16 protein-coding genes and 3 tRNA genes are annotated in these 20473 nt (G+C 44.9%); 14 read left to right on the top strand and 5 right to left on the bottom strand.

The window, feature by feature from the left end; translation table 11 throughout:
- Window positions 1-83 precede the first annotated feature (83 nt).
- On the top strand, window positions 84-1283 hold the full coding sequence (locus EMM73_RS18850) for a helix-turn-helix domain-containing protein (RefSeq protein ID WP_127688326.1): 1200 nt from the start codon (window positions 84-86) through the stop codon (window positions 1281-1283).
- A 5-nt stretch (window positions 1284-1288) separates the two neighbouring features.
- On the opposite strand, the gene hxpB is transcribed toward EMM73_RS18850, so the two are convergent.
- A complete protein-coding gene (gene hxpB / locus EMM73_RS18845; RefSeq protein ID WP_127688325.1) occupies window positions 1289-1957 on the bottom strand; it encodes a hexitol phosphatase HxpB in 669 nt (222 codons plus the stop codon).
- 192 nt (window positions 1958-2149) lie between these two features.
- Between hxpB and EMM73_RS18840 the strand changes: the two genes are divergently transcribed.
- Window positions 2150-3973, top strand: a complete 1824-nt coding sequence (locus EMM73_RS18840) for a M61 family metallopeptidase (RefSeq protein WP_127688324.1) — start codon at window positions 2150-2152, stop codon at window positions 3971-3973.
- Between the two features lie 9 nt (window positions 3974-3982).
- Here EMM73_RS18840 and EMM73_RS18835 read toward each other — a convergent pair whose 3' ends face one another.
- Complete coding sequence (locus EMM73_RS18835; RefSeq protein ID WP_127688323.1) at window positions 3983-4975, bottom strand: extracellular catalytic domain type 2 short-chain-length polyhydroxyalkanoate depolymerase; 993 nt, start codon at window positions 4973-4975, stop codon at window positions 3983-3985.
- Between the two features lie 187 nt (window positions 4976-5162).
- Here EMM73_RS18835 and EMM73_RS18830 point away from each other — a divergent pair, with 187 nt between their 5' ends.
- Together EMM73_RS18830 and EMM73_RS18825 are read left to right on the top strand one after the other, a co-directional pair.
- Window positions 5163-5936 carry an MBL fold metallo-hydrolase gene (locus tag EMM73_RS18830; protein WP_127688322.1) on the top strand — a complete coding sequence of 258 codons (774 nt, stop codon included), beginning with the start codon at window positions 5163-5165 and terminating at the stop codon, window positions 5934-5936.
- Between the two features lie 15 nt (window positions 5937-5951).
- Entirely contained in the window at window positions 5952-6476 is a 525-nt protein-coding gene (locus EMM73_RS18825) for a 2-amino-4-hydroxy-6-hydroxymethyldihydropteridine diphosphokinase (RefSeq protein WP_127688321.1), read from the top strand.
- Here EMM73_RS18825 and EMM73_RS18820 read toward each other — a convergent pair.
- Window positions 6357-7049 (bottom strand): SDR family NAD(P)-dependent oxidoreductase, encoded by a 693-nt coding sequence (locus tag EMM73_RS18820; RefSeq protein WP_127688320.1) that lies wholly within the window; start codon window positions 7047-7049, stop codon window positions 6357-6359. The two genes, EMM73_RS18825 and EMM73_RS18820, sit on opposite strands and share 120 nt — an antisense overlap.
- Window positions 7050-7566: 517 nt before the next feature.
- Here EMM73_RS18820 and EMM73_RS18815 point away from each other — a divergent pair.
- The 3 genes from EMM73_RS18815 to gpt are packed head-to-tail and all read left to right on the top strand — an operon-like array spanning window position 7567 to window position 9979.
- The gene (locus EMM73_RS18815; RefSeq protein ID WP_127688319.1) at window positions 7567-8769 is read left to right on the top strand and encodes a phosphopentomutase; all 1203 of its coding nucleotides are present in this window, start codon (window positions 7567-7569) and stop codon (window positions 8767-8769) included.
- Window positions 8770-8782: 13 nt separating this feature from the next.
- Window positions 8783-9487, top strand: a complete 705-nt coding sequence (gene deoD, locus EMM73_RS18810) for a purine-nucleoside phosphorylase (protein ID WP_127688318.1) — start codon at window positions 8783-8785, stop codon at window positions 9485-9487.
- A gap of 18 nt (window positions 9488-9505) precedes the next feature.
- Complete coding sequence (gpt, locus tag EMM73_RS18805; RefSeq protein WP_127688317.1) at window positions 9506-9979, top strand: xanthine phosphoribosyltransferase; 474 nt, start codon at window positions 9506-9508, stop codon at window positions 9977-9979.
- A 63-nt stretch (window positions 9980-10042) separates the two neighbouring features.
- Here gpt and EMM73_RS18800 read toward each other — a convergent pair whose 3' ends face one another.
- Together EMM73_RS18800 and EMM73_RS18795 are read right to left on the bottom strand one after the other, a co-directional pair.
- Complete coding sequence (locus EMM73_RS18800; RefSeq protein ID WP_261373498.1) at window positions 10043-11227, bottom strand: endonuclease/exonuclease/phosphatase family protein; 1185 nt, start codon at window positions 11225-11227, stop codon at window positions 10043-10045.
- Window positions 11228-11375: 148 nt separating this feature from the next.
- Window positions 11376-14570, bottom strand: coding sequence for a TonB-dependent receptor (locus EMM73_RS18795; protein ID WP_127688316.1), 3195 nt, complete (start codon window positions 14568-14570; stop codon window positions 11376-11378).
- A gap of 256 nt (window positions 14571-14826) precedes the next feature.
- Here EMM73_RS18795 and udk point away from each other — a divergent pair, with 256 nt between their 5' ends.
- From udk to EMM73_RS18760, 7 genes are all read left to right on the top strand, one after another.
- A complete protein-coding gene (gene udk / locus EMM73_RS18790) occupies window positions 14827-15459 on the top strand; it encodes a uridine kinase (RefSeq protein ID WP_127688315.1) in 633 nt (210 codons plus the stop codon).
- Between the two features lie 301 nt (window positions 15460-15760).
- Entirely contained in the window at window positions 15761-16975 is a 1215-nt protein-coding gene (locus EMM73_RS18785; protein ID WP_127688314.1) for a NupC/NupG family nucleoside CNT transporter, read from the top strand.
- 13 nt (window positions 16976-16988) lie between these two features.
- Window positions 16989-17942 carry an isopenicillin N synthase family dioxygenase gene (locus EMM73_RS18780; RefSeq protein ID WP_127688313.1) on the top strand — a complete coding sequence of 318 codons (954 nt, stop codon included), beginning with the start codon at window positions 16989-16991 and terminating at the stop codon, window positions 17940-17942.
- Window positions 17943-18204: 262 nt separating this feature from the next.
- A tRNA-Leu gene (locus EMM73_RS18775) sits at window positions 18205-18289 on the top strand.
- 29 nt (window positions 18290-18318) lie between these two features.
- Window positions 18319-18403 (top strand) — tRNA-Leu (locus EMM73_RS18770).
- 29 nt (window positions 18404-18432) lie between these two features.
- Window positions 18433-18517 (top strand) — tRNA-Leu (locus EMM73_RS18765).
- Between the two features lie 200 nt (window positions 18518-18717).
- Window positions 18718-20346: a methyl-accepting chemotaxis protein gene (locus EMM73_RS18760; RefSeq protein WP_127688312.1), complete on the top strand. Its 1629-nt coding sequence runs from the start codon at window positions 18718-18720 to the stop codon at window positions 20344-20346.
- Window positions 20347-20473: the final 127 nt, after the last annotated feature.

Raw genomic sequence — 20473 nt, 5'->3', positions numbered from 1 at the left:
CAGTGGCGCTGCTTATCCCGAGTTCAGGTTACTTAGACTGATCGGGTTCTTCATCGCAAACGACAAGGTAGGGAAGTCTGTTGATGCTTGAGTTGATTTTTGCCGCTATGGCCTTGGGTATTGTGCTGCTGGTTGTGCCTTACTTTTGCTTGCAACTGCAGCAGAGTAAGCACTTGATGCCGCTGAGCATAGTGCTTTTGTCATTGGCCTTTATTGCCACTGGGCCTGTGGTTTTTACTCTGTGGCCTTCATTGGTTTTTGCATACATCGCACTGATGCCATTAGCTTTTTTCACTTTGAATCCTGCCTTGTGGTTCTACATCAAAGCTTTAACTGCAGAACAGCCCTGGCGCTTCAAAGGTGCAGATGGCTGGCATGTATTACCTCTGGGTTTTGCCGGGGTACTGGCGGTGCTGATCCAGAGCTTGTCTTATGAGCAGCGTCAGTTGTTATTTTTTTCTGAGGCGTCAGATGTGGCTGGTTACACTTTACTGGTTGCTATCGTATTTTTAGCGGCTGTGTTGCTATGGTTGGGGCAAAGTTGTTTTTACCTGTGGCTGATACTCAGCAGGGTTAGAAGTTACAGACGAAAGCTGCGTCAGGTTTTTGCCGAAGACAGTGGTAAACGGCTGGCATGGCTGGAAATGCTGGTGCTGTTGCTACTGTTCAGTTGGAGTTATGCAGTGCTGAACCTGATGCTGGCTGAGCGCTTGAATTCTGTATTGTTGTCGGATGCCCTGGTGCTGTTTTGCTTGTTACTGGTAGCGTGGTTAGTTGCCTGGTGTGGTTTAACGCAGCAACCGGGTTTTAGTGAAACCTATAAACTACAGGCTGCTTGCACTGAAGCTGAAGAGTTAAAGCCTGATCAAACTGAAACGACAGATGCAGCTCAAGGCCTAACAAAATACCAACGCTCAGCCTTGGGCGAGCAACAGTCTGCTCGTATTGCTGCCAAGCTTCAGCAAACTATGCAGTCTGAGTTGTTATATCTGGATGAAACACTGACCTTATATAAACTGGCCGAACATCTTGCGGTGCCTGCGCACTATTTATCCCAAACGTTAAATCAAAGCCTGCAGATGTCATTTTTTGAGTATGTGAATCAGGCTCGTGTAGAAGCCGCTAAACAAAAACTCAAACAAAGCGATGATTCAGTGTTAAGCATCGCTATGGCTGTGGGGTTTAATGCCCGCTCGTCTTTTTATACCGCCTTTAAAACCAATACAGGCCAAAGTCCGGCGCAGTTCAGAGCTGCCCATCGGCAAGACAAGCAGCTGTTATAAGCCCGTTAGCTTTGTCTGAACCCCCAGGCCTGAAAATGTGCAGGCTGTATTTCGCTAAAGCAGGTTAAGCGGCTTTCGGCCAGATCGTATTCAGTCCTGTTCCAGTGGTGTTCGGCTGGTAAGGCTACTACTTTCATACCTGCTGCTTTGGCTGCGGTTAAACCTGTGACTGAGTCTTCAAACACCAGACAATGTTCTGAAGCTACGCCCAGTTTGCTGGCGGCTAAATGGTAAATTTCTGGTTTAGGTTTGCCTTGTGTGACCAGCTCGATAGAACATAGCGCCTGAAAGTAAGGGCGAATTTGTAGTTTATCCAGCACAGTATTCATCAGTGATCCGGGTGAGTTGGTGGCTAACGCAACCGGAATTTGCCAACTTTGCAGTTGTTGCAATAGCTCTAGTACACCTTTTTTCACCACTCCACGCTCAAGCACAGCCGCAGCCACGTAATCAATAACGGCTTGTTCGGTTTGTTCAATGGTTAAATCCTGCCAGGGCGAATGCTGAAACCAAAGTTCAGTAACAGCTCTGGTGGTCATGCCACTGGTTTGCGACGTAATGGCCGGATCCAGTTTCACACCTAACTGGCGAAACACATGCTGTTCGGCCTCAGCCCAATAAGGTTCAGAATCAATCAGTACCCCATCCATATCAAAAATAACTGCCTGAACCACCTGACTACACCTCTTCTGCTATCTCTGGTTTTATTATTCAACAGCAGACGATTCTGCACCACAGCTTTATCCGTATTCACAGGCTAAATTCTGTGTCTGGCTTTATTTTTGCGATGAAGTGTAAAAAACCAGATTGGAGTCTGAAAGTAATTGCTCTATGGTAAAGCCTCACTTTAAAAAAAGGATCTTGTAGTGCGCCTGTTTTTTGCATTGTCTTGCGTATTTTTGTGCAGCTTCAGCCTGTTAGCAGCAGAAACCTCAGTTAAACCAACGGTCAGCTATCATTTATCATTTGCTAATGCAGCGCATCATGAAGCTGTCATTCAGGCGCGATTTGATGATGTCAGATCTGCCAATCTGTTGCTGAATATGAGCAGTGCTTCACCTGGCCGTTACGCACTTCATGCTTTTGCCAAAAATATCTACGACTTAAAAGCCACAGACAGCGCAGGCAACGTATTGCCACTGCGGCGGGTCAGTCCGAGTCAATGGTCTGTAGGGCAACACGATGGTACTGTAATTGTGACTTATCGGCTTTACGGCGACAGAGCCGATGGTACGTACAACCAAATCGACCGCTCTCATGCTCATTTAAATATGCCAGCGACCTTATTATTCGCCCATGACTATGAATTCTTGCCGTCATCTTTGCGTTTTGATTTACCCGACCCGCACTGGAAAATAGCTACTCAGCTGCAATTACAGAGCGACGGCAGCTATATAGCTCCCGATCTGCAGTACTTGATGGATAGCCCGGTTGAATTAAGTGCTTTTAGCAGCCGTAGTTGGAAAGTCTCAGATCATCAGTCTGAAGCCACTATTCATTTAGTGATGCACCATGAGGGGACTGAGCAACAACTTGATGTTTTCACGGAGAAAGCAAAAGCTGTAGTGGCGGAACAGCAAAAGATTTTTGGTGAATATCCTAAATTTGATTACGGCCAGTATGTTTTTATTGCTGATTATCTGCCTTATGTCAGTGGTGACGGCATGGAACATCGCAACTCTACTATTCTGACGGACGAGCGTTCATTGAGCGAAGCGAATTATGAGCAGATAGAAACCTTATCGCATGAGTTTTTCCATGCCTGGAATGTAGAGAGGTTGCGTCCCGCCGATTTAGTACCTTTTGATTTTAAGCGTGCCAATATGAGCCGCAACTTATGGTTTGCCGAAGGGGTGACCAACTACTATGGCAAACTCATCTTGAGTCGAACCGGTCATTTTGATTTAGCCACTTATCTGGAGAAAACAGTGGCGGCGCTGAACAGAGTGCAGCTGTCACCAGGCCGGCTGTTTTTTGCTGCAACAGGTATGAGTGAGCAGGCTCCTTTTGTTGATGCTGCCGTATCTGTAGACCCGACTAACTATGCCAATAGTTACATCTCTTATTACACCTATGGTGAGGTGTTGGGCCTGGCACTCGACTTAACCTTGCGTACTGAATTTGCCGGGTTGAGCCTGGATTTGCTGATGCGAAAACTGTGGCAAGACTTTGGGAAAACGGGGCGCTTTTACACCGAGCAGGATTTGCAGCAGGCTTTGGCTGTACTGACAGCTAATCCGGAATTTGCAAAAAACTTCTTTAGCCGTTATGTCGATGGTCAGCAGCTACCGGATTTCAACACTTTGTTTGCCGCTATGGGGTTGAAGTTGGCACCAGCTCAACCTAAACAGGCGTTTTTAACGGCAGTCTCTTTGTTTGAGCAGGATAAGCAGCTCAAAGTTGGCAGCAATACGCTGCTAGGCACGCCTTTGTATCAGGCTGGCGTAGACAAAGGCGATCTGTTGTTAAAACTTGGGAGGTATAAATTAAGCTCTAAAGCCCAGTGGGATAAAGCCATGTCTTATTACAAAGTGGGGGATACAGCAGAGCTGAGTTTTAGCAGCCGGGGTAAAAACTACCGCACTCAAGTGACTTTTACTGCTGACCCCAGCTGGGCTTTAACAGAAAACGAAGACGCGACAACAGAGCAGTTGGCGAAAAGGGCTTTGTGGTTAAAAGCCCAAGATTGAAGTTGGATTTTATTTTGCTAAAAACTGAGCCATTTTCACCAGAGCCTGAATTTGCTGACCTTTGCGATTGGCGTAATTGGCGTCAGTATAACCCCACCAATCCCAACAAGCTTGTGGGTTCATTGGCATCAGTGCTGAGGAGCGCGTTTGTGGATACAGCACCACTATGTTGTTGCTGTCGGCATAGCGGTTAAATCCTGCATTTTCGACATAAGCCATACCTACTGCCTCTGCGTGCTGGTTGCAGCCGTGAAAGCTGATATGCAAAGTACAGAGCTCGCCTTGCTGACAACTTTTTGGCACATAGACAAAACCTTGCTCTGCCAAAGTGGCGGCCAAATCTCCTGCAATTTTTTGCTGCTCTATTGGATAAACAGTACCGCTGCTACTATCCGCTGGGGCTTTTAAACTGGGCTGAATAAACTTCAGTGCTTCCCCTGCTGCATCGTAATTACATTGGCCTAAAAACGGTGCCTCTGAAGTTCCGCATGCGCTGCCGTGACCTACTGTCGGCATATGGTGCGCAAAGTCTTTGTCCTGAATATAATGAAGTTGTGTTGCTGGTAGCCACTCTTGGTACTGCTGATAGAGGGCCTTTGCCACTTCCTTACTGATTTTTTGATCGGCGCTGCCGTGTAACAACCAGATTTTGCTTTGTTTAATTTCTGTTTCAGGCGCCAACAAACCCTGCACTGACCACTCTTTTAGCTGCTTGTTAATATCAGCCAAAGGGATAGGGTTGTCCACTTTATTGATGCAGTGATCCAAAGCTGTCATTAAGTTGTTCTGTGCACAATATACTGGACCTGCTGCCACTATGGCAGCGCCTTTTATCCAATCGGCATGAGCGAGCTGAAACTGGGCAGCCATATAACCGCCGCTGGATAAACCCGACACTGTGGTTTGGTCTAAATTCAGTTTTAATGCAGGTAAAGCTGCAGCATAAGCTGCGCTGCTCAGAGCAAAAGCGAGGGGAGATAAAACAAAAGGCAAGGTTTTCATCTGAACTGTCCTTTTAAAGGCTACAACTTGATGGATAGCATTCTGATTGCTTTAGGCTAATGCCGCTATAGCACTAAGGTACAGTAAGTGTCAGGACTGCTCTGGTAAAAAGATCCGTCAAAGCAGTGATACAATTCCGTGCAAAAGCCGTAGTATAACGGCACCTAATTTTCGGCAAAAATACACCATGTTGTCTTACTCTAATGAACTGTTAATCTTAGGCTGCGGCCATTCTGAATCTGATACTTTGTTTAATAACAATGCATTAGTCACTAACGATAAAGGTAATGTGCTGATTGACTGTGGTTATACTATTAAGCCCGCTTTACAGGCTCAGGGGTTAACACTGCAAGACATAGATGCTGTTTTTATTACTCATGTACACGCTGACCATATGTTTGGCCTGGAGCGACTGGCGAATGAAGGCCGTTACAAGTATCGAAAAAAAGCCCGACTGATGTTGCATCATGAGCTGTATGACGAGTTATGGCATCAGTGTTTAAAAGGGGTGCTTGGGAAAAATGGTGAAGGCGAAAACGAGCTCTCTGATTATTTCGACCTGGTCCTGCTGCATAACGATGCATTTGAGCTTTTTGGCAACCAGTACCAGCTGCACAGAGTCAATCATACGCCGGGTAAAGTGTGCTTTGGTGTACTGATCAACCAGTCGGTGTTTTACTCTGGCGATACAGTGGCTATACCTGAACTACTGATGCAGCTCAGTCCAGAGCTGATTTTCCATGATGTCACTTTAACTGAATATAATCCTGTGCATGCCTCTGTGCATTCGCTGATAAGTTTGTATCCAGAAGCGCTGCGCAAAAAAACCTTTTTAATGAGTTATGAGGATCACTGGCCAGATTATATGCAGATGGTAGAACAGCATTTTGCCGGTTTTGCCAGACAAGGACAGCGGGTGCAATTAACTGTAAAACCTCAAACGGATACGGCACAAGGCTGAATCACAAGGAGTTGTATGTATTATGTGATTTCGATAGGGTCCAATATTCAGCCTGAGCAGCATCTGGCTGCAGCAATCCGGCTGCTGGTACAAGGCTTTGGTTCCTTGTATCTTTATCAGCGTGTCTATACTCAGGCTGAGCTGGTTGAATCCACCAATGTATTTATTAATTCAGTGCTGGTGCTAAGGTCAGAGCTGTCTGCAACTTCGTTGAAAGCTGAACTTTGCCGTATTGAAGAGCAACTTGGACGAGACAGAAGCGATCCAAAACGTAGTATAAAAGACCGTAGTTGTGATTTGGATATTCTAAGCTGCCAGCAGCAGTGGTCTGAAACTTGGAAAACAGAGCTGACTGAGTCCTACTTGCAGCAAGTATTTGACCCAGCCAGTAAACAAGCTCCTATCCAATTAGGGGATCAGTTATTTTCCGAGCGACCGGCCGCCATCTATTTTCAGGCTCAGGCCAGTGACAAATTTATTCTCGACCAAAAACCGGACGCCCTGATAAATTGGCTCGAAACCGGCCTCTTGCGCAATTAAGGTTTGTTGCATTACCTGCTGTTTTTCGCTGTTGCTATGCTCTGGCAAAAACATAATAGGACCAGGCTGAATGCTGTTCACTCTGATTTGTGGCGCATAAGCTTTAGCTGCCGACTTCATTAAATTCTCCAATCCGGCTTTGGTGCTGCAATAGAGCGAAAAAGCCGGATTTGGGTTTTCACTATAGATATCGGTGATATGCACTATTAAGCCGCCGCCTTCTGTGGCTGCTAGTTGTGGAGCCAGTTGCTGATTTAATAGCGCAGGCAACTGCATATGCACAGCAAATAACGCCTGATAAAAACTGACCATATCTTCGGTGTGTAAATGATCTTTTTCAAATAAAGAGGCATTATGGATCAATAAATCAATACTGCCTTGCTGCTGCAAATGATGGATTGCCTCCATCACCGAATCTGGTGACTGATAGTCGACGACGAGTTGAGTCAAATACTGCTGTTCTGGATTGGCCTTGCGAGTCAGACCAAAGACTCTGTAGCCTTCTTTAGTTAATTTCTCTGCCAGGTAAGAGCCCAAGCGTCTGCTGGTTCCGGTAATGACTGCTGTTTTCATGCTAACCCCTAATTATTTACTGGCATATACGCTGACGAGCCGATTTAGTTCAGTGCGGCAAACCTGAGCAGAATCTGATTTTTCCCAGAACTATTTTTAACAAAATTTGGCGTAAAGTCATTCTGTTATCAATACTCAGTGCAGTATTTCAACAGTAGTGGATGCTTACTATGAACCTGCACAGTATCAGAGTGAAAAGTAGTTTACCTATGCTTGTTCGGGCTTTGACCTTGTTAACAGTGGTCTCTATGTTCAGTTATTTATCTGGTTTGCAAAAAGTGCGCAGGGAGCTTTAGTTGACTGCCGCCGCATAGTGTTATCCGTCAGTTGTCTGATACCTTGTATGGCCTGGTCGGAAAATTCAAAATTAGTTAGCTCAATGTAAAAAGATGGGATTGCCAAAGGGGTTCTTTTTGCATAAGCTGCGTGCCCTTTTTAATTTTGCCACTTGTGGCTGACGTGACCTGACCTCATGATCAGATTAGATCCTGAGGGGTGATGTAATAGGTAGGTAAGTATGTCAAAGGCAGTAATTTTAGTAATGGACAGCTTTGGAATAGGCAGTACACCCGACGCTGATAAATTCGGTGACGTCGGCGCCAATACCTTTGCCAGCATCAGCAAAGCTTTTTTTCAGGCCAAAGGCCGTCAGTTGCACTTGCCTCATCTGGCTAGCCTTGGCTTAGTCAAAGCCGGTTTTGCTGCAAGTGGTGAAATGGCATTAGTCGAAGACAGTCCGACTCTGCTTGGCAGCTACGGACATGCCCGCGAATTATCCAGCGGTAAAGACACGCCCAGTGGTCACTGGGAAATTGCTGGTGTTCCTGTGCTGTTCGACTGGGGTTATTTCCACGATAAGCAAAATAGCTTTCCTGCAGAACTGATTGACGAGCTGGTACGCCGTACTGGTGTGCCAGGAATTCTCGGTAACTGCCATGCTTCAGGCACTGACATTCTGGTGAAGCTGGGTGATGAACATATCAAAACCGGTAAACCTATTTGTTACACCTCTGCAGACAGCGTGTTTCAGGTGGCAGCTCATGAAGAACATTTTGGTTTGCAGAAGCTGTTAGATTTCTGTGAGACCGCTCGTGAGCTTCTTGACAGCTACAATATTGGCCGTGTTATTGCCCGTCCTTTTCTCGGTACAGATGCAAGCAACTACGCCCGCACTGGTAATAGAAAAGACTATTCGGTATTACCGCCAGCGCCAACAGTGCTGGATACCCTGACTCAGTCGGGCGGCACTGTGGTCAGTATTGGTAAAATTGCCGATATTTATGCGCATCAGGGCATTAGTAAAGAAGTTAAAGCCACAGGTTTAGCTGCTTTAGTAGATAAAACTCTGGCCGAAATGGCGATAGCGCCAGAACGGAGTTTGGTGTTCACTAATCTGGTCGATTTTGACCAAAATTATGGTCATCGCCGTGATGCTATTGGCTATGGAGAAGCCCTTGAGTACTTCGATACACGATTACCGGAGATTATGGCTGCGCTGGACGAAGATGCAGTCTTGTTGTTAACAGCCGACCATGGTTGCGATCCAACCTGGGTGGGCACTGAACACACCCGTGAATATGTGCCAGTGTTGTTTTATGGTAAAAACCACGCACCTAAAGATTTAGGCGAAAGAGCAAGTTTCGCTGATATGGGCCAGACTCTGGCCGACTATTTCGATTTAGCGGCCATGCCTTATGGCCAGTCCTTTTTAAATTATTAATTTAGAGTAACTCATGGCAACTCCTCATATTAATGCGCCAGAAGGCGCTTTTGCAGAAACCGTATTAATGCCTGGCGATCCGCTGCGAGCTAAACATATTGCCGATACCTTTTTACAGGATGTTGAGTGCGTCAACACTGTGCGTAATATGTTTGGTTATACCGGTACTTATCAGGGTAAAAAAGTCAGCGTATTAGGCTCAGGTATGGGTATTCCATCCATGTCGATTTATGCCACTGAACTGGTAAAGTTTTATGGTGTGAAAAACATTATCCGTATTGGCTCCTGTGGCGGTTTACCGCTTGAAGTAAAAGTACGTGATGTAGTGATTGCTATGGGCGCTAGCACCGACTCTAACGTGAACCGTAACCGCTTAGGGGGTGGTTTGGATTTCGCCGCTCTGGCAGATTTTGGTTTGCTGGAAGGTGCTGTAGCAGCAGCTCGTGCCAAAAACATTGATGTGAAAGTAGGTAACCTCTTTACCTCGGATTTATTCTACAACCCGGACCCAACTTTGTTTGATCGTCTGGAAAAATACGGTGTTTTAGGTGTAGAGATGGAAGCCGCTGGTTTATACGGTGTAGCTGCAGAATTTGGCATTAAAGCGCTGGCTATTATGACGGTCAGCGACCATATCCGCACTGGCGAAGCCTTAAGCGCTGAATTGCGTCAAACCTCGTTTAACGAGATGGTTGAAATCGCTTTGGCTCTGGTTTAAAGGGTAGGGAACTGTTATATGTCACTGACCACCAACAAAATGTTCTATGTGTCATGGGAAGCTTTCCACAGAGCAACGAAGGAACTGGCAAAGGGTTTATTAAACCGTAACTTTGACAGCATAGTGGCCGTTAGCCGTGGTGGTTTAGTGCCAGCAGCTATTTTGGCGCGTGAATTAGAGATCCGTGTAGTAGATAGCATTTGTGTTTCCAGCTACGACCATGATCAACAACGTGAATTAAAAGTACTGAAAGACGCCGCTTTGGCAGATAGTCCACGTTTATTAATAGTGGACGATTTGGTCGATACAGGCGAAACAGCCAAAGCGCTGCGGGAACATTTTCCAACAGCTTGTTTTGTCACTGTGTATGCCAAACCTCAGGGCAAACCTTTGGTTGACCATTATGTGACTGATATAGAGCAGGACACTTGGATCCAACTGCCATGGGATATGGAACTGGCTTACAGCGCACCACTGGCTGAGCAGAAGTAATAACAATGGGGTCAGAACAGATTAGTTCTAAGTAACTAATCTGTTCTGACCCCATCTTTTATGCTACTTGGTCAGTTTCAGTTTCACCCACACCATGCGATGATCCGAGCTCGCTGCACGATCCGCCACCAGTTCATAAAAAGGCTGGCCTTTTGCTGGCCAAAACACGCCGCTGGACACCACTCTAAAGCCTGCTTTGGAAGGCAATACATAATCCGCTCTCATCCGCCAACCTGCTGTATGGGTAGCACCATAAGGACTGTCAGGGCTATGTGCCTTACCGCCGGTACTTTGTGGTGTAAAACTACTGTTGACTCTCGGATGCATCAGCAAATTACCAATACCTTCTTTATAAGCATTGCCTTCTACAGGGGAAGAGTTTAAATCTCCCAAGACTACAAAACGTTTCTCCTCGGCCAGACCACCTTTTTGCCCTCTGTCATCATAAATATACCCAGCTTTTTCAGGGCTCAGATAATCAGTCCAAAATCGCACTTCGTCATGGTTGCGTTTACCGTTTCTGTCTTCTTCGCCGTCAAACACCGGAGGGGTAGGGTGGCTGATTAGCAGATGCACTGACTTTTTGTTGACTAGTACAGGCACATCCCAATGCGATTTTGACGACAAGGGCATTAATTGCCAGGCATCAGCACTATACCAGGGCGAGCCGTCGGTCTTCGCCGTTTGCAAAGCGCCTGGCATATCTTTCCATTTAAAGTATTGAAAAGTCCTGATCTTACTGGTGTTAATTGGATACTTCGACAATAACATCATACCGTACTGGCCTGGATACTGGCCAAAACCCCAGGCGTCCGCGCCCTTATTGGTCAGTTGCCCGTCATTGTCTAAATCAAAACCGCTGGGTTGACCTGTGTTAACCGTGCTGTAATAGAAATAAGGGTAATCAATAGTTTTACCATCCGCGCTTTGTGCTTTATTTAGATAATTGCGGATAAATAACTCTACCCCGGCAGCAGGGTCTTCGATGTAATCAAACTCATTCAGCAGCAGAATATCCGGCTGTGTTTGTTGAATGATGGCTGCTACATTTTTAATCTGTGGATGCTGCCCCTCTGCGAGCAGAGTGCTCAAAACCTGTGGACTTCCTGCAACACCTCTCGCCAGATAGTTTTCAGATTCCATACTGACATTGAAAGTGGCGACTGTAATTTGATCTGACGCCATTGATACTCCATGGTAACAAATGAAAGTGATGGTTAATACGCTGCGTAATAAAGTGAATTTCACATTTTGCTCCGTGAGCCGCTTAACTTTTAATCAAAGCACAACAAACAGTCTGGTTTGCATGATAAAAAAAACCGATGGTCAGAACCATCGGTTTTTCAATTTAGTTAGGCAAAATTTAGTCTATAAGACTCATTTTGATTAACTATTTTTAGAAACGGTATTTAACACCCATTACTACTTCCCACAGTGAACCAACCTGGAACACTGACTCAGCAGCGTTTTGTGGTGATACGCTATTGATAGTGTAGGTACCGTCAGCATTCATTGCTGCATCAACAACAGCGGCAGAGTTGAAAGGACCACGACGTTGTACGCCCCAATCACTGTTCAGTAAGTTGCCTAAGTTTTTGATAACAAAAAATGCATTAGCAGAATGACCTTCGGCAAAAGCTGGTAATTCCTGATCCACTTTAAAGTCAACACGGGTATACCAGCTAGACTCGCCAGCGTTACGAGGCACAATTTGACCACGGTATTTTTCTAAATCAGCATCTGAAATAAACTTATCAAAAGCTGCTTGGACATCGGCTGATGCAAATACAACGTCATTGCCATACTGTTCTAATGTAGGAACGTACATTAATGAACGGTAGTCAGCTAAGTCAGTACCAGGACGGAAGTTATCAAAGGTGTAAGAGAAGTTACGACCTGCTTTGCGGTTTGCAAACAATGAGAATCTGGTGTCATAACCACCGATTAGCTCTGCAGTGTAGCGCAGGCTTAATGTAAAGTTATGAGGTATCTCATAGTTTGACGTAGCAATACCAGGATCATTCTGATCTGACACGGAAATGTTAGTGAAGTTAGAGTAAGCAACTGAGCTTGTCATTGGGTTGTAGTCTTTCGATTTGTTATAAGCATAACCAATCTGTGCGTCTAAACCAAAGTCGTACTCTTTTTTCGCAGCAAGAGAGATAGTTGTAGAGCTACCGTCTTTTGGCGCATTCGTCAGTAACAAATCACTGTAACGGCTGTTACGAGTGACATTACGGCCTCGGCTATCGACCCCCAATACTTTTTTGCCATAAATTGGACGACCGTCGATAGTGTCTTCACCAGTATCGAAGCTACTTAAATCAACGATAGTAGCTGAGTCTTGTTTTTGGCTGTACAAAATATCAGCAGAAAAAATATACTCGTTTTCGGTTTCATAAGTTGCACCTATGTTGTATTTCCACTCTGAAGGCATCTCAAAGTTAGGATCTACTGCATTGGTTGATGGCTCTGAACCCAGTACTGGTCTATTTGCCGTGACTTCATCAACCATGACTTGAAGAGGATTGTAGATAGCTTGGCCATTGCCTGACTTGGCAGCGTCCAGAATATTGATATCACCTCTGTAAGTATCAATGTTAGTGATACCATCATTGGAGTAGCTGTTAGACAACCAAACATTCGGGTTACCACCTGAATATAAGCCTACACCACCACGTACTTCAAAGCTTTCATTGACAGCCCAGTTAAAGCCAAAACGTGGTTGGAATAAATCTTTGCCATCAAAAGTAGCCTGATTTGTTACATCGTAACGTTCTTCAAATAACGCATTGTACTTAGGAGTATCACTGCTGCTGATCCAGTCATAACGCACACCAAACATCAATGTCAGGTCGTCCATGGTCCATTTATCTTGTGCATAAACAGCATGGGTTGTGTAAGCAAAGTTAGCTGCAGCATCAACAGGATTATTTGTCACTGCTGAGTTGTTGTAGTAAGCATCATCTGCTATGCCCTGCTCGAAATCGTCTAGACCACTGGCTCCACCAATAGTGTTACGGTTGCGGTCACCACCGAAAACGTATTCACCTATGGTGTGTTGCATAAATAAGTTGTAAACATCCAGACTTTCACTTTCATAACCACCAGTAATGGTGTGGTCATCCAGGTAATAAGTACCAGCAAGCTTGATCGTATCGTTAGTCCAGTCCATTTCGTTGGATTGACGAGAATCATCCGGACCAATGTAGATGGTTCCGCCATTTGCTAACGAAGTAATTTGTACTTCGCCGAAGCCACTTGCAGCATCAGTAGAGCGTTGTAAGTTCTCTAATTTGGTATGACCTAAGCGTATTTCAGTTGAGAAGTTCTCTGTCCAGTCTGAGTACACAGAAACTACTGCAGAATTAAGGGTGGCGCCTTTTTTGTAGAAGTGATTTGATAACGCCAGACGTTCGCTTGAATCGTCTGACTGGTCGATTTCGAAACCATCATTGTAGTTATAAACTAAGGAAGCACGGTGGGCATCATTGATGTTCCAATCCAACTTCATTAACAGTTTTTCATCTTCAACAGGTGCTGATGGTGGAAGTCCACCTGCGTCATATCCGTAAACGTCCCTTGCAATCTGAATGGCTCTGTTCACTTCATCCATAGTTACAGAACCATTTTGCAGGGCTTCATAACTAAAAATTTGTGCGCCTTCAAGCTTCTCGTAAGAAACGAAACCGAACAATTTGTCTTCAAGTAAAGGGAAACCTACGTTAATACCGTAACGTTTTACGTCGTAGCTACCTAAATCGAATTTGTCATCACCAGCTTCATCGCCACGCAGTGAGTCGTTAGTATAATCGTAGAAGAAACCGCCATGCACGTCATTAGTGCCTGATTTTGTTACTGCGTTGATGTTACAGCCAGTAAAACCGCCGTATTGCACATCAAATGGTGCCAGCTCTACTGCAACTTGGTCTATAGCGTCGAATGAAAACGGCATACGAGTTGTAGGGTAACCGTTGTTATTTAAACCGAAGCTGTCGTTCATCCGAACACCATCAACAGTCAGGCTACTAAAGCGCGGATGGCTACCAGCACAGATGATAGATTCAGAGCCATTATCTTCAGAAATAGAAATACGCGGGTCTATTCTGACTAAATCTTTCAGGTCACGGTCAGCTGATGGCGCGTTTTCGATATCTTCTAAATTGAACACAGAACTTGGGCTGATGTTACCGAAATCGCTTGATGCCAGTTGTGAACCTGTTACCGTGATGGTTTCAATGTTTTGTGCTTTCAACGTTAAATTGATGTTGTAAGCTTCACCCAGGTTTAAAAAAACTTTCTCAACGGTAGTGTCCTGAAACTCCTGAGAATCAACTATAACTTTATAAGGGCCACCAACACGAAGACCTTTGGCTGAGAAAGAGCCATTCTGTCCAACAGTTGCACTTTTCGAAGTACCTGATGGTTCGTGAATAATTGTCACTGTCGTGCCTGTAGCAGGTGCGCCTGCCGGAGTCATAATGCGACCAGTGATGTTTGATGATGTTTCCTGAGCCTGCAAAGGCGCAATGACACCCAAAGTAGCCGCAACTGCAAATGCAATTTGACTGAGTTTTAGTTTATTTGCCATGGTTCATTCCTGAAGTTTTTGTTTTAAATTGATTTATTAACATGTCGTAGTGAGGCTCTGAACAAAATTCCTTAAGCTCTGAAAAACATGCTTATGATTAGTTTACAGCCTAATTATTAAAAAATCATGACAAAAAGTACATGCAGGAAAGTTCAATTCAATTACCTATATTTTTAATTGAGATTATTCGTTGTGCCATTGCCGCTAAATCGTAGATAATCTGCATTATTTATTGATGTTTATGGGACCACTGTAATTGCCAAAAAGTACCATTATTGCCATTGCTGGCGCCTCGGCCTCTGGTAAAAGTTTGTTTGCATCTACTGTCTATCAGGAACTGGTAGCGGAATTAGGTGGCGAGCGCATTGCTGTATTGGCAGAAGATGCCTACTATCGTGATCAGGCGCATCTGTCTTTTGATCAACGTACTTTGACAAATTACGATCATCCCGCCGCTTTTGAGCATGAGCTGTTGGCAACTCATTTACAGCAGTTAAAGGATGGCCACTCTGTATCTATGCCGCAGTACTGCTATAAAACGCATACCCGCAAAGCTGAAACCATCACTGTGCACCCGGCGAAGGTGGTATTGGTCGAAGGGATTTTGTTACTGACGGACGATAAGTTACGACAGCAATTTAATATAACTGTTTTTATGGATACACCTTTGGATGTCTGTTTGTTGCGTCGTATTAAACGCGACATGGAAGACAGAGGCAGAAGCTTAAGTTCTATCACTGAACAATACGAAAACTATGTTCGCCCAGCATTTTTTGAGTTTATTAACCCGTCCAAGCAATACGCCGATTTGGTGGTGACTCGTGGTGGTAAAAACGAAATTGCCATCGATATTATCAAGACAAAAATTCGTCAGTTATTGCAGGAGTAAACTCATCTTCTTAAACAGACAAACAGCGGCCAGAATCATGGCTAGGCTGCTGTTTTGTCCTGAGCCCCTCAAGCAACATTTGCTTTGCAAGCTTTTCAATTCTGTTATAATCGCGCGGCAAAACGTCAAGTTTAGACAACCCCTGAACAGCAATTACAAGTGTTTGAAGCCGGCTACGGTGGTTAACACTCCCGCTCGGAAACTGTAACTACTTGATCTTTTGATGCTATTCTGGGATTTGGCATCACAAGAACAAAAAATCTGTGCCTGTATGGCCGGACCCTATATCCAAGGAATAACTATGATGAGTTTGGTTGGCATTCTTGCCATCTTAATAACAGCGTATTTAGCTTCTGCTAACAGAAATCGCATTAAATGGCGTACCGTCTGCGGTGCTTTTGCAATCCAACTAGCGATAGGCGCTTTTGTACTTTATGTGCCTTTTGGTAAAGACGTGCTGTTAAGCATTTCAGCCTTCGTTGGCAATATTATCTCTTATGCTCAGTCCGGCATTATTTTCCTTTTTGGTGATGCAGGGGCGCAAAAGTATGGTTTTGTGTTTGCCATTCATGTGCTAACGGTCATTATCTTCTTCTCCTCTTTAATTGCGGTGCTGTATCACATTGGCGTGATGCGTATCGTCATCACTGTATTAGGCGGTGGTTTGCAAAAGCTATTAGGCACCAGTCGTCCTGAATCGATGAGCGCTGCAGCCAATATCTTTGTTGGGCAAACTGAGGCACCTCTGGTTGTTCGGCCTTTTATCCCAACCATGACTCGTTCTGAATTATTTGCGGTGATGGTAGGGGGCTTATCTTCAGTTGCTGGTTCTGTTCTCGCTGGTTATGCCGGTATGGGGATTGAGCTCAAATATTTAATCGCCGCCAGCTTTATGGCCGCCCCAGGTGGTTTGTTGATGGCAAAACTCTTGTTGCCAGAAACCGAAGCACCAAAAAATGATTTAACTGACATTGGTATGATGGAACAAAATACCAATGTCATTGACGCTGCAGCTTCAGGTGCCGCCAGTGGTTTGCAATTGGCATTAAACGTTGGCGCTATGTTGTTGGCTTTTGTTGGTTTGATTGCATTAGTAAATGGTTTAATCGGCTGGGTAGGCACTTTAGTTGGATTTGAAGGTTTAACGCTGCAACTGATTTTTGGCTATATTTTCCAGCCACTGGCTTTCATCTTAGGCGTGTCATGGGAAGAAGCCCGTTTGGCAGGTAGCTTTATCGGCCAGAAGCTAGTGATCAATGAGTTTGTGGCTTATCTGGATTTTATCCAATATGTCAAAGCCGGACAGTTGAGTGAACACACACAAATTATCGTCACCATAGCGTTATGTGGTTTTGCAAACTTCTCATCGATTGCCATTCTGTTAGGTGGCTTAGGAGTCATGGCTCCGAATCGTCGGTCAGATATTGCAGAGCTGGGTTTGAAAGCTCTATTAGCTGCTACTCTGGCTAACCTGATGAGTGCAGCAATAGCAGGCTTTTTCTTTTCGTTAAGTTAAATAGGTTATAACTATGACTCAACAACAAGTCCCTACGTTGGACATCAGACGGTTTGCCACCGACAAAGCTAGCTTTGTTGCCGAAATTGGCAAAGCCTACACTGAGTTTGGATTCTGTGGCATAAGCGGCCATGGTATCCCGGATGAAGTTGTGGACAATACCTACAAAGCAATTAAGCAGTTTTTTGCTTTACCGACTGAAGTAAAACAAAAATACCATGTGCCTGGTCAAGGCGGTGCGCGTGGTTATACGGGATTTGGTGTTGAAAAAGCCAAAGACAGTAATCACCCGGATTTAAAAGAGTTCTTCCACGTTGGCCGTGAATTATCAGGTCCGGCGCCACATCCAAGTTTGTATCCAAACCTGTGGCCGTCTGAAGTGGCAGAGTTTAAAGAAGCGACTTATGCTTTGTATGCTGCATTGGAAAAGTTAGGCAATACAGTGCTGGAAGCTTTGGCGTTATTCTTAAAACAGGATCAGGCCTATTTTGCTGACAAAGTGAATTACGGCAATTCGATTTTACGTCCTATCCATTATCCGCCTATCCAGGATACTTCGACTCAGTCTATCCGTGCGGGTCAGCATGAAGATATCAATCTGATCACTTTATTGGTTGGATCGCACGAGTCTGGCCTGGAAATTTTGCGCCGCGATGGCAGCTGGTTACCTGTCACTACTATTGAAGGCACCATAGTAGTGAATATTGGTGATATGTTGCAGCGTCTGACCAACCATCTGTTGCCTTCAACTACTCACCGTGTGGTGAATCCGGCTGGGGCAGCAGCAGGTCAACCTCGTTACTCTATTCCGTTTTTTATGCATCCTAATCCGGATTATGTGATTGATACTTTGGAGAGCTGTATTTCTGTTGAACAGCCGAACCGTTACCCTGAACCTATCAATTCAAACGACTATCTGATGCAGCGTTTGGAAGAAATTGGTTTAATTAAAAAAGCTAAGTACTGATAGGCGCGAGGCTTAGTCTCATAAAAAGGCGAACATCAGTTCGCCTTTTTCTTTTAATCTGCTTTTTAATAGGGTATCCGACGTAAAAGCCGACACTTTGTTGAATATTTCAGCAGTGGTGGTGAAAAGCACTGAAAATTTGCATCAGACAGTTGACGATTGCCTACTTGACGCATAACATGCACGCCGTCAACGACGCTTTGCNGACAGTTGACGATTGCCTACTTGACGCATAACATGCACGCCGTCAACGACGCTTTGCGCCGCGGTGGTGGAATTGGTAGACACACTAGCTTCAGGTGTTAGCGCTTCACGGCGTGGGGGTTCGAGTCCCCCCCCCGGCACCAAAACATCGTTGACAGAGACAAATTGAGTTGCCGCGGTGGTGGAATTGGTAGACACACTAGCTTCAGGTGTTAGCGCTTCACGGCGTGGGGGTTCGAGTCCCCCCCCCGGCACCAAAACATCGTTGACAGAGACAAATTGAGTTGCCGCGGTGGTGGAATTGGTAGACACACTAGCTTCAGGTGTTAGCGCTTCACGGCGTGGGGGTTCGAGTCCCCCCCCCGGCACCAACTCTCTTCTTTAGTATCAACTCCTATCTCTAGCTGTCTTATACAGCCTTAAATATTCTCAATGTTATGCATCTTTTTTACTAAAGCTTCTCTTTGCACAGAATAAATGCATTTGTTGTCTTGCACCTTTCTTGCTATTTCAGATCTTAAGCCTATTCTTTACAAAACAAACAGATACGTCTTGTCGTATAGGTGGCGCTTTGTTAAAAAATATAAGCATCAAAAGTCGTCTTTTTACCATAGTCAGTGTTGCCGTACTTGGTCAAATTCTGGTGTGTTGGTTAGTTCTGTCGGGTTTAAAGCAAAGTATTCTCGAAGAGAAACGCCTCTCCACTCTCTATTTGTCTCAAGTTGCCGTAGCTTTGGTCAACAACTATCACAGTAAAGTAGGCAGCGGCGAATTGGATGAGGCGAAGGCCAAGCAATTGGCATTAGCTGAGTTGAAAACCATACGCTACAAAGAAAACGACTACTATTTTGTCATCGATCAGCAGGTCACTATGTTGATGCACCCGTTCAGGCCTGACCTTGATGGTAAAGATGTTGCCAGTTTCAAAGACAAACAAGGCGAACCCCTGTTTCAAAATATGGCTGATGGTGTAGCAGACGATGGTTCCCACTCAGTGTTCTACAACTGGCCCAAGCCAGGTGCAACAGAAGAAGTTCCTAAAATCACTCACGTCGAGCTGTTCAAACCTTGGGGCTGGATAGTAGGAACAGGTATTTATATAGATGATGTGGAAGAGTCTTTTTACGAGGTAGCAACACAGCTTGCCGTTCTGGTGTTTCTGGTTGTAGGTCTGATGTTGGCGCTAAGCTGGTATGTGACTCGCTCAGTGGTCAAGCCTATGACTGATGTTGTTGCTGCTATGCAAGATATAGCCTCCGGCGATGGTGATTTGACAGTCAAATTAAGTTATGACGGCAAAGATGAGCTCGCAGCCTTAGCTACAGCCTTTAATCTTTTTGTCGGAAAGATTCGGCAGTTGATTACGTCTGTAGGAGCTACCTCTGTTGAAGTGAGCGAAAGTGCCCTCGACGTTGCCCGTATATCCCAGCAGATTTCTAAAGAGAGTGTGCAGCAACAGCAAGAAACCGACATGGTCGCTACAGCTATTACTGAAATGAGTTCTGCTATAGCTGAAGTCGCTCAAAGTGCTGAACAAGCGAATCATGAAACTGGTCAGGTTGAAACTTTAGTTCAGCAGGGGATGAAACTAATGGAGGCTTCGGTTGAGAGTATTCATACTCAAAGCCAAACTATAGAACAAAGTTCGATAGCAGCTTCCGCTTTATATAGCTCTTCACAAAATATTAGTCATGTACTTAACATCATTAATAAATTGGCAGATCAAACTAACTTGTTAGCTTTAAACGCTGCTATTGAAGCTGCGCGGGCGGGTGAACATGGTAGGGGATTTTCAGTGGTTGCGGACGAAGTGCGTAATTTGGCGCATCAAACGCAAAAATCCACTCAGGAAATTTCAAGTATTATTACAGAGCTACAACAAGGCACCCAACAGATGACCGCTGCTGTGCAGGAGAGTAGAGGTGCTGCAGAGTTGAATATCAATCTTGCAGCTCAAGTTCAGAAAGCTCTGACCGACATTGCTAATTCGATAACTCAGATTTCGGATATGAACGCACACATAGCTACAGCAGCAGAACAACAAAGTGCTGTAGCAGGTGAAGTAGACCAGAATGTACATACTATTAGTCTATTAGTGCATCAGACAGCCGGAGCTATTAAAGGTAGTGATCAATCGACTCAACGTTTGACCCAGCTAAGCAAAGTTTTAAAGGATCTGGTGAGCCAATTTAGAGTGTAGTTACAGCCTTTTTTCCTGGTCATAGCGATTTCCTATGTTAAAAAGAGCAAAGCAGAGTGTTTTTTGCTCTTTCTGCTCCTTTAATGAGCGAACGATCGCGAATATCATCAAATTGTCATTTTAGGGG

The organism is Rheinheimera sediminis (genome assembly GCF_004005375.1).
GTDB lineage: Bacteria > Pseudomonadota > Gammaproteobacteria > Enterobacterales > Alteromonadaceae > Pararheinheimera.
This window is presented reverse-complemented; position numbering and strand designations above follow the sequence as displayed.

Excerpts from the sequence above, each read along its gene's own strand:
- EMM73_RS18850 (WP_127688326.1), top strand. The coding sequence starts at position 84 with ATGCTTGAGTTGATTTTTGCCGCTATGGCCTTGGGTATTGTGCTGCTG.
- EMM73_RS18835 (WP_127688323.1), bottom strand. The coding sequence starts at position 4,975 with ATGAAAACCTTGCCTTTTGTTTTATCTCCCCTCGCTTTTGCTCTGAGC.
- EMM73_RS18830 (WP_127688322.1), top strand. The coding sequence starts at position 5,163 with ATGTTGTCTTACTCTAATGAACTGTTAATCTTAGGCTGCGGCCATTCT.
- EMM73_RS18825 (WP_127688321.1), top strand. The coding sequence starts at position 5,952 with ATGTATTATGTGATTTCGATAGGGTCCAATATTCAGCCTGAGCAGCAT.
- EMM73_RS18820 (WP_127688320.1), bottom strand. The coding sequence starts at position 7,049 with ATGAAAACAGCAGTCATTACCGGAACCAGCAGACGCTTGGGCTCTTAC.
- EMM73_RS18815 (WP_127688319.1), top strand. The coding sequence starts at position 7,567 with ATGTCAAAGGCAGTAATTTTAGTAATGGACAGCTTTGGAATAGGCAGT.
- deoD (WP_127688318.1), top strand. The coding sequence starts at position 8,783 with ATGGCAACTCCTCATATTAATGCGCCAGAAGGCGCTTTTGCAGAAACC.
- gpt (WP_127688317.1), top strand. The coding sequence starts at position 9,506 with ATGTCACTGACCACCAACAAAATGTTCTATGTGTCATGGGAAGCTTTC.
- EMM73_RS18795 (WP_127688316.1), bottom strand. The coding sequence starts at position 14,570 with ATGGCAAATAAACTAAAACTCAGTCAAATTGCATTTGCAGTTGCGGCT.
- EMM73_RS18785 (WP_127688314.1), top strand. The coding sequence starts at position 15,761 with ATGATGAGTTTGGTTGGCATTCTTGCCATCTTAATAACAGCGTATTTA.
- EMM73_RS18780 (WP_127688313.1), top strand. The coding sequence starts at position 16,989 with ATGACTCAACAACAAGTCCCTACGTTGGACATCAGACGGTTTGCCACC.